Source organism: Levilactobacillus sp. HBUAS70063, from assembly GCF_038374745.1.
GTDB lineage: Bacteria > Bacillota > Bacilli > Lactobacillales > Lactobacillaceae > Levilactobacillus.
In genome coordinates, this window is record NZ_JBANSM010000016.1 from 1 (window position 1) to 8,083 (window position 8,083).

The window sequence follows — 8,083 nt, forward strand, 5'->3', positions numbered from 1 at the left end:
ACGTTGCCACGCGATTATTCCGGCATAGCTCAGTTGGTAGAGCACCTGACTGTTAATCAGGTTGTCGACGGTTCGAGCCCGCCTGCCGGAGCTTAATAATGGAGAGTTGTCCGAGTGGCTGAAGGAGCAGCATTGGAAATGCTGTAAACGGGTACTAACCTGTTTCGAGGGTTCGAATCCCTCACTCTCCGTTTCATAAGTATGACCCGTTGGTCAAGTGGTTTAAGACACCGCCCTTTCACGGCGGTAACATGGGTTCGAATCCCGTACGGGTCATTTTGGAGGATTAGCTCAGTTGGGAGAGCGTCTGCCTTACAAGCAGAGGGTCACAGGTTCGAGCCCTGTATCCTCCATATAACATAATACATTATGGTCCGTTGGTCTAGTTGGTTTAGGACGCCTGCCTGTCACGCAGGAGATCACGAGTTCGAGTCTCGTACGGACCGTTGTTATGTTATTAACAATTTAATACACAACAAACATATTACATGATGGTATGGCTCGGTAGCTCAGTTGGTAGAGCAATGGATTGAAGCTCCATGTGTCGGCGGTTCGATTCCGTCCCGCGCCATTTATGGTGGGGTAGCGAAGTCTGGCTAAACGCGGCGGACTGTAAATCCGCTCCTTCGGGTTCGGTGGTTCGAATCCACTCCCCACCATCATTATAGGGATATAGTTCAATGGTAGAACAACGGTCTCCAAAACCGTCGATGTGGGTTCAACTCCTACTATCCCTGTTTGTAATGTGATGGCGGTATTGGTGAAGGGGTTAACACACCGGATTGTGGTTCCGGCACGCGTGGGTTCGATTCCCACATACCGCCCTAGATTGGGGCATCTTGAAATCTTTCAGCTGGTCCAGTCAGATTGGATAGGCGATTATGGTGGTATAGCCAAGTGGTAAGGCAGAGGTCTGCAAAACCTTCATCGTCGGTTCGAATCCGATTACCACCTTTGACTGGGTGTATCCAATCAGTATTTTTTTGCCGGAGTGGCGGAACTGGCAGACGCGCTGGACTCAAAATCCAGTGACCGTTGAGGTCGTGTGGGTTCGAACCCCACCTCCGGTATATCGAGAAAATATATCAGTATTTGGATGTATTTCAAAAGTCCCACGAACGTTGTTAAATCAATGGTCGTGGGACTTTTTTGTGTTCAATGAATTTCTGGCTTTGTATATTGTAGTACATCCTTGCTACTTAGTGCTACCGAACTGCTATTTTTTAGTGGGTAGGTGCTACCGATCGGTAGCAGCCTTCTGCTTTACGTCGAAGTCGGCCCAGTCGGCGCCCTTACCAAGGCTAGTCATAATGTCCAGTACCTTACTATTTTCTTCCGTCTCTAGCTCTTTGATGATATGAAGATAAGTCTTGATCGTAGTGGAGACATTCTTGTGACCGAGACGGCGAGCAATGTAGGAGATAGACATCTTCTGATACAGCAGAATTGATGCGTGCGTGTGTCGCAATCCGTGGAAAGTAAGCTCCTCATTAATTCCGGCGCCTTTCAGCAAGTCGCTTACGCCGTCGTTGAGAGCCTTGGAAGAGGGGACGCGGTTATAGCGTGAGAGGAACATAAGATTTTTGGGATTATCAATCCCTTTATTTTTAAGCATGATGCCTTGATCGTACTGCAACTTCTTGAAGATATTGAGCAGGTTGCGATCCACAACAATCTTCCTCATGGATTGGGGATTCTTAGTGGGGCCAAATTCACGTTTCTTCCAATTCCAGCTCTTGCTGACATCTACGATACCGTTATCGTAGTCAACGTCTGCCCATGTCAGACCCGCAACCTCTTGCCCCCGCATTCCAGTTAGTAGGGCGGTGATAGCCATGTAGCGCACGACATCGTAGCCAAACGTATTGTAAAGGTGGTTCAGCGTGTACTGATAGAATTTAGCTGCTTCTTCGTAACTTAGATAGTGAATAGGCCGCGCGTGGGAGTTATCGTAAACGATGTGCGCGTTCAAAGTGAAGTCCGATGGTATGGTGTGGTCGTTGACAGCGTTGCGCACTGCGGCCCGGATGTGGACGTTGATTTTGGAAACCGTCTCTTTAGCGTGAGGCTTGGTGTCACTATCTTTGTCGCCCAGGCCGTACCAGTTTAAGAATTTTTGATATTCAGTAGTGGTGATTTTGCGAAAAAGAGTGCTGCCGAAATATTTGGTGATCACGTTAAGGCTGTACTGATAGCGTGCCGCCGTGGCGTCACTTACCTTAGGCTTACGAAATGTCTCGTACCATGTACGAAAGTATTCTACGAAAGTTATGTTACGGTCGGCCATAACGCCACCGTCTTTTTTTGTCTTCTCAAGTTCGACACCATAAGCCTCGGCTGAACGCTTTGTTCTGAAACCACCTTTCCCGGTGTAATGTCGGTTATGATCGTGATCGTAGTAGCTAGTACGGACTGTCCAAGTTCCATCCTTTTTAAATACCTCTGCCATTTTGTTTCCTCCTTTAACAAACATGTGTTCTTTACTTGCGATTAATAAAAGCCCTGTTAGGGGCTACTTGATGCTATTTGCTAACACTGTCTACAATGATGTCTGAGTTGAGCGTCTTCCCATTCAATTTCAGTGTGTCTGTCATGGCACCACCACGCACAGTGATTGTGTCACCTTCGTGGATAGAGTTCTCTTTCATCGTGTCAACGTCTATTTCTGTAACCGTTCCATGACCAGTAGAATATCCCGAAGAATCGTACTCATCTTGTGGAATGATGACAGCGTAGTACATAGTATCGTCGTCAGGATTCTTCTGTATGTATGCGACTGTACCACTTGTTTGGATGTCCGTCCCTTCATAGCTACTAGTATCTTCAGTGAATTCTGCTAGGCTGACCTTCTTGTAGCGACTACCAGATTGCGATTGGGACTTGCTATCTGATTCCTTGGCTGATGATCCATAACTGCCGCTCAAAGAGTCCTTGACCTTTAACGTCTTCTTGACACTATTTTTACCGTCCTTATGAGCATATACAGTGTATTTCCCGGGCATCAGGCTAGACTCGGTGATATTTCCTTTTTTAGCAACGACTTTTTCAGTTTCAAGCTCGCTATTTTGAGGCTTAAAGATGACGGTAGCTCCCTTTGTCGCCTTACCATGGAGGGCTGTGACGTTGTCAATACTGTACTTATCTAGATGAAGGGTAGGAGTATTGGATACTGATGCACGATGAAAGCCCCAACTAGCACCAATAGCAATTACTACCACAGTTATCAGATAGGATGGCCATTTTATTCTTTGATGGTTTGAAAAATGTGGTTTATTGGAATCGTTTGTTTCTTGTTTTTGAAAATCAATTATGTCACTGCTTGCAACTTTGTCGTTTGCCGTCATTAGTTCCCTAATGTCTTCAACAGTGTAGTTTGCCGCATGACTGTGTGTAAACGATGATCCGGGAACAAGACCAACTTGCATGGCACATTGGCCACAAATTTCTCCATCTTTTAACTTGACTGAATCACTGTCAAGCAATGTTCCATCTACAGGACACTTTTTCAAATTAATTCACCTCTTGATTAATTTTTAATAATGCACTTCTTAAAGCGAGCTATCACATCATCGCTCAGAGATGCGGGAATGCTGAATTGTTTCATGAACGGGAACACATTATCTACAGTATATCCAGTAGCTGATAGGTAAATTGGGATAAGAATGTCCAGCGCAGTCATATTTGCGCCACGTTCGTATTTAGACTTGTTGCTAAAGCTCGAATAATACAGAATTCCTTCATCTTCATTCATGACATGTCCCAGTTCATGGGCAAATTGAAATGGAATTTCTTTTTGATCATGCCAATTCATGTTGATTAAAACAATCCGATTGTCTGGACGTGATGAAGAGGGAGTGTAATTACTCAAGTCTGATGATAAAACGCAAGTAATACCGTGATCATAAGCATACTGCATAAGTTTTGTAATAATATTTTCCATTTCTGACTTTAGTCCTTCTTCCCACCGCCAAGAATTCGCTTAACGTACTCCATATCTTCATCGGGAATAATACGCCCCTCAAAAGTCATGATTTTTTTCTTATCATCAATTTGCTTTTTTAAATCAATATATTCTGGTTTATCAGAGCTGCTGGTGTCCTTTGAGTCTAAATATCCTGCCAGTTTCATCAAATAATCATAGTCGGCATCATATACCTCGGATAATATTTTTAAAGTTTCCGGCGTTGGCTTGATTACGTTACCGCGTCTACTATGTCCCTTTTCTAAATCAGAAATGTAAGAGTGGCTAAGTTTACCACCGGTTTTTTCTGAAACGGTTCTTAGTGATTGTGTTCCTCGTAACGACCGTAGATACGTGTTAAGATTGTCTGCCATTGATTACACCTCCTTCAATATTGTAATCCATAGTTTACAAAATATGTTGATTTTTATTGTACGACATGGTTGACAAGATGTATTCTAAGGATTACAATTGCTTTTGTAAGATATGGTTGACGAAAAAGGAGGCGAAAATTTTGAAAAATAATATTAAGGCATTACGTGCTGAAATGAATATGTCTCAATCCCAGTTAGCTGGTAAAGCTCGCATTTCACGTCCATATTTGTCCTATATTGAGAATGGACATGCACCTAGTTTATCCATAGCCAAACAAATTTCTAGTGCATTAGGGGAAACAGTTGATTTCGTTTTTTTCACTAAAATGTCGTACAAGGTTGACAATGCTCCTGAGGAGGTGAGCTAATGCTTAGTTTCTTAGCACTAATGGCAGTGCTATGCATACTCGCTGGAATATTTGACTGATTAGTCAAATTGATTCAACAAATTAAGTTTAACTGACAACAGCGAAAACTTAAATATCACGTATTTTCAGATTGAAGGTGAGTAAGTTATGAGAAATATCAAATTTCCACGTCAGTTATCACTGTTTATGCCGACCAGTAAGCTCAGCAATGCTGAAATGGCTGCGACTATTCCAGTATCAACTGGACAGTTTAGCAACATGAAGGCAGGGCGGCGGCCTACTACTAAGTCTTCTGCTAAGGCTATCACAGACCTAGCTCACGACTTTCTGCTTAAGCTAACGGCCGCTAGAGACTATTTCGGAACACTGGGGTTCATCAAACGTGCAACGCGCAATGACGACTTTTTAGGAGCTATCGTCCAACAGAAACGTGAGGAGGCCGACCGACTTAATATTCAGAGTTCATTCATTGATGCTGCAACAACTCCAAAACAAGTTCGTGACGCGAATCAATTGGCTGTCATCGATAAGTTTATGAAGGAGCTGAGCGAAGAGATCGGTTCCGAATACACGCTACTTGATGCGGCGGCCAAGTACTTAGGTGTCAACGCCCAGGACTATGTTGATGAAGTAAATAAGGAAAGGGGATGAAAGCATGGCAGTGATTGATCCGAATGCAGTGGCAGTTGCCTATATTGAACGGCGTGTTAGCAAAGAACTTTCAACCTTCCGGGTGAGCGTCAACGTTAAACAACTGGCTAGTATGACTGGTGCCTCTACTTCAACTCTTGAAAGAACGTTCTTGCCATTGCCGTATGTACGAGAGTTAGAGCATCGGGTTGGTGAACGTGGTGGTAAGCGTGTCTGGCTGTTTCCGGAGATCACGCAAGCGTGGCGCCGGTATCTTGAAGAGAGAGAGGTGTAAATATGGTAACAATTGATGAGATTCGTATGTTAATCGGCACTGTCGTTGGCTGGGGCGCGTTCTTCGGTATCGCGCTTTACGCCGGTTATAAGCTAGGCCGCAGCGTTCAGCGAGCTAACGGCTGGCGGGGATGGCGGATTAGATTCCGGCATTGGCGTCAAAACTGGTTTGAATGGGAAGGAGAACGAAAATGATTATAAGACGCAAAAAAAGAGCCCTGACATGGCCGTCAGAACTCAAAGATAAACTACTTCTATCAAGTATTTTATACATCAATTCTACTCCGGAAGGGCAGTGGTGGCAATGGCTATGAACGCGGAATCAATTAAGCGTCTAGATACCAATGGCGAGCCACTGCAGGTAAACGGTCGCTACTGGGTGGTTGACGATGCAGACGGCGAGGTCTACATCTACGACAGTCTGATCGACGTTGACAACTACTTGGAGACGTTTGGCGATGGTGGTCATGATGATTACTTTCTAGCTGTACTCGCACTATACGGCTACTGTCACGAGGCTAAGCGATACCGCTACATGGGCGGAGACACATTCGAGGAGGAGAAATAATGGACGCACTAGAAAAATACGATTTAGAAAATGATGAAGTTGTTGGCAAGCCTAAGTTTGAGATTACCGACACTAGCTCAGCAACCTGGGCTATGCGGAAGTACCGGGCACTTGCCGCCAAGGATGACGAAATTAAGCGGGTTGCACTTGAGCAGAAAGAGTCCATTGACAAGTGGCAGGAAGACAAGCTCCAAGCTAACCAGGACAGTCGCGGATTCTTCGAAGGACTGTTTGCTGACTACCTAGCTAAACTTCGTCAGGATGACCCTAAGGCACGGATTGATACGCCGTTTGGTACGGTGTCCACCCGTAAGACGCCAGCTGGTGTTATCTGGGAAGATGCAACCGTGATCAAGAGTTTAGAGGACCAGGGGCTTGACGACTTGATCAGTGTCAAGAAGTCACCAGATAAGAAACAGATCAAGAAAGAATTCCACTTCGCAAATGGTCGATATGTCAATGATGACGGACAGATGATCAGTGGTGCCACTCGCAAAGAGTCCACCGAGTCGCTGGTAGTCAAACCAACTAAGGAGAAATTACTATGACAGATAAGAGTAACGCTGCAGTTGCGACACCAAACGAAGATAGTGGTATGTCTCTAATTGCTAATGCCGATATGAATAAGATGGCCGCACAACTGCAGGCCATTTCAAACTTCCAAGTCATGGTTGAGAAGAATCTGAACAGCGGGCAAGACTTCGGGGTTATCCCTGGAACTGGCAAGCCTACGTTGCTTAAGCCGGGAGCAGAAAAGATTCAGATGCTCATGGGAGTTACTAGCGAGTACGAAGTTACCAACAAGATTGAGGATTACGAAAAGGGATTCTTCGCGTACACAGTCCGCTGCACCCTATCTAAGGGTGGTACCAAGATTACTGAAGGGCTGGGTTCGTGCAATACCAAAGAGAAGCGCTACCGCAATCAGGATACGTTTATGATCGTCAATACGGTGCTCAAGATGGCTAAGAAGCGGGCCCAGGTCGATGCTACGTTGACTATCGCTAGTCTGTCTAACGTCTTTACTCAAGATATCGAAGACATGGACAACTTCAATCAGAAAGAACGTATGGACAATATGAGCGACGGGGATGCTGGTGCAACCAAGTTAACTTTTGGCAAGCATAAAGGCAAAACGTTATCTGAATTAGTTGGTGAGGATCGTTCTTACGTTGAGTGGTTAGCCAAGAATGCTAAGCAAGATGATTTAAAGCAGGCTGCTACGATGGCACTCAATCCTAAGAAGGCTAAGGCTATCGATGACGCGGCCCAAGATGTTACCGATAAGATGTCACCTAAGCCGCCTAAATTGGCAACCAAGAACAAGCTGGACCTAATCAGCATCTTCTCAAAGAATATCGCTAAGCAAACGAACGTTTCTGAACGTGAACCAGCCAATGAAATTCTAGCTACGATCATTGATGGTTGGAAGGGTACGCAGGACGATTGGGGAAAGCTTACAGAGAAAGACGCTACTACCGCTTGCAACAACTTGCAGAAGCTCCAAGAGGGGCTTGTGGGGCATCCGGATAATGACCCATTCACCAAAAAAGATGGTATCAAGGATCCAGAGAATATTAAGTTGCCGTTCGACTAGGCTAGTTTGTGGTGGGCGGGAGGATTAATTAGGGAGGTGAAAGCTTGGATTACTTCAAACAAAGACGGGCGTACCGCAATTTTAAAATGTATGAAGCGAGCGTCTCTAACGGACAAAATAATCTGTATCGCGAGTTACTAGACTATGCGAACGATGAAGGCAAGTTGGACATTCAGTTTCGCATGAAAAATTCGGCTCTGCTTAGTCTGACAGGACTATCCGAGCCCGGCCTCGATAAGGCACGAAATTCACTGGTCCAATTGGGACTAATTAAATACGTCAAAGGGAAAA

General features: G+C 44.9%; 10 protein-coding genes, 11 tRNA genes and 1 pseudogene. 18 read left to right on the top strand and 4 right to left on the bottom strand.

Going from position 1 to position 8,083, the window contains the following annotated elements:
* The first annotated feature begins 18 nt into the window (after nucleotides 1-18).
* The 11 genes from V8I28_RS12875 to V8I28_RS12925 all read left to right on the top strand — a co-directional run bounded on the left by V8I28_RS12875 (nucleotide 19) and on the right by V8I28_RS12925 (nucleotide 1,070).
* Nucleotides 19-91, top strand: a tRNA-Asn gene (locus V8I28_RS12875).
* A gap of 9 nt (nucleotides 92-100) precedes the next feature.
* Nucleotides 101-191, top strand: a tRNA-Ser gene (locus tag V8I28_RS12880).
* A gap of 12 nt (nucleotides 192-203) precedes the next feature.
* Nucleotides 204-276 (top strand) — tRNA-Glu (locus tag V8I28_RS12885).
* Nucleotides 277-280: 4 nt separating this feature from the next.
* Nucleotides 281-353, top strand: a tRNA-Val gene (locus V8I28_RS12890).
* A gap of 18 nt (nucleotides 354-371) precedes the next feature.
* Nucleotides 372-446: transfer RNA gene (locus tag V8I28_RS12895), tRNA-Asp, on the top strand.
* A gap of 52 nt (nucleotides 447-498) precedes the next feature.
* Nucleotides 499-571, top strand: a tRNA-Phe gene (locus tag V8I28_RS12900).
* Nucleotides 572-576: 5 nt separating this feature from the next.
* Nucleotides 577-659 (top strand) — tRNA-Tyr (locus V8I28_RS12905).
* 7 nt (nucleotides 660-666) lie between these two features.
* Nucleotides 667-737, top strand: a tRNA-Trp gene (locus tag V8I28_RS12910).
* Nucleotides 738-751: 14 nt separating this feature from the next.
* Nucleotides 752-824 (top strand) — tRNA-His (locus tag V8I28_RS12915).
* Nucleotides 825-883: 59 nt separating this feature from the next.
* Nucleotides 884-954: transfer RNA gene (locus V8I28_RS12920), tRNA-Cys, on the top strand.
* 31 nt (nucleotides 955-985) lie between these two features.
* Nucleotides 986-1,070 (top strand) — tRNA-Leu (locus V8I28_RS12925).
* 167 nt (nucleotides 1,071-1,237) lie between these two features.
* Here V8I28_RS12925 and V8I28_RS12930 read toward each other — a convergent pair.
* The 4 genes from V8I28_RS12930 to V8I28_RS12945 all read right to left on the bottom strand — a co-directional run bounded on the left by V8I28_RS12930 (nucleotide 1,238) and on the right by V8I28_RS12945 (nucleotide 4,335).
* A complete protein-coding gene (locus V8I28_RS12930; RefSeq protein WP_341780454.1) occupies nucleotides 1,238-2,449 on the bottom strand; it encodes a tyrosine-type recombinase/integrase in 1,212 nt (403 codons plus the stop codon).
* A 73-nt stretch (nucleotides 2,450-2,522) separates the two neighbouring features.
* Complete coding sequence (locus V8I28_RS12935) at nucleotides 2,523-3,509, bottom strand: hypothetical protein (protein WP_341780455.1); 987 nt, start codon at nucleotides 3,507-3,509, stop codon at nucleotides 2,523-2,525.
* A gap of 17 nt (nucleotides 3,510-3,526) precedes the next feature.
* On the bottom strand, nucleotides 3,527-3,940 hold the full coding sequence (locus V8I28_RS12940) for an ImmA/IrrE family metallo-endopeptidase (protein ID WP_341780456.1): 414 nt from the start codon (nucleotides 3,938-3,940) through the stop codon (nucleotides 3,527-3,529).
* A gap of 8 nt (nucleotides 3,941-3,948) precedes the next feature.
* A complete protein-coding gene (locus V8I28_RS12945) occupies nucleotides 3,949-4,335 on the bottom strand; it encodes a helix-turn-helix domain-containing protein (protein WP_341780457.1) in 387 nt (128 codons plus the stop codon).
* Nucleotides 4,336-4,475: 140 nt separating this feature from the next.
* Here V8I28_RS12945 and V8I28_RS12950 point away from each other — a divergent pair, with 140 nt between their 5' ends.
* The 7 genes and pseudogenes from V8I28_RS12950 to V8I28_RS12980 all read left to right on the top strand — a co-directional run.
* Nucleotides 4,476-4,703 carry a helix-turn-helix transcriptional regulator gene (locus V8I28_RS12950; protein WP_341780458.1) on the top strand — a complete coding sequence of 76 codons (228 nt, stop codon included), beginning with the start codon at nucleotides 4,476-4,478 and terminating at the stop codon, nucleotides 4,701-4,703.
* A gap of 147 nt (nucleotides 4,704-4,850) precedes the next feature.
* On the top strand, nucleotides 4,851-5,354 hold the full coding sequence (locus V8I28_RS12955; RefSeq protein ID WP_341780459.1) for a hypothetical protein: 504 nt from the start codon (nucleotides 4,851-4,853) through the stop codon (nucleotides 5,352-5,354).
* Nucleotides 5,355-5,358: 4 nt separating this feature from the next.
* Complete coding sequence (locus V8I28_RS12960; protein WP_341780460.1) at nucleotides 5,359-5,628, top strand: hypothetical protein; 270 nt, start codon at nucleotides 5,359-5,361, stop codon at nucleotides 5,626-5,628.
* Between the two features lie 309 nt (nucleotides 5,629-5,937).
* On the top strand, nucleotides 5,938-6,195 hold the full coding sequence (locus V8I28_RS12965) for a hypothetical protein (RefSeq protein ID WP_341780461.1): 258 nt from the start codon (nucleotides 5,938-5,940) through the stop codon (nucleotides 6,193-6,195).
* Nucleotides 6,195-6,743 carry a host-nuclease inhibitor Gam family protein gene (locus V8I28_RS12970; RefSeq protein WP_341780462.1) on the top strand — a complete coding sequence of 183 codons (549 nt, stop codon included), beginning with the start codon at nucleotides 6,195-6,197 and terminating at the stop codon, nucleotides 6,741-6,743. The genes V8I28_RS12965 and V8I28_RS12970 overlap by 1 nt, the downstream gene beginning before the upstream one ends.
* On the top strand, nucleotides 6,740-7,792 hold the full coding sequence (locus tag V8I28_RS12975; protein WP_341780463.1) for an exodeoxyribonuclease X C-terminal domain-containing protein: 1,053 nt from the start codon (nucleotides 6,740-6,742) through the stop codon (nucleotides 7,790-7,792). Before V8I28_RS12970 ends, V8I28_RS12975 begins: the two co-directional genes overlap by 4 nt.
* Before the next feature lie 44 nt (nucleotides 7,793-7,836).
* Nucleotides 7,837-8,083: pseudogene (locus tag V8I28_RS12980) on the top strand (DnaD domain protein); the annotation flags it as partial.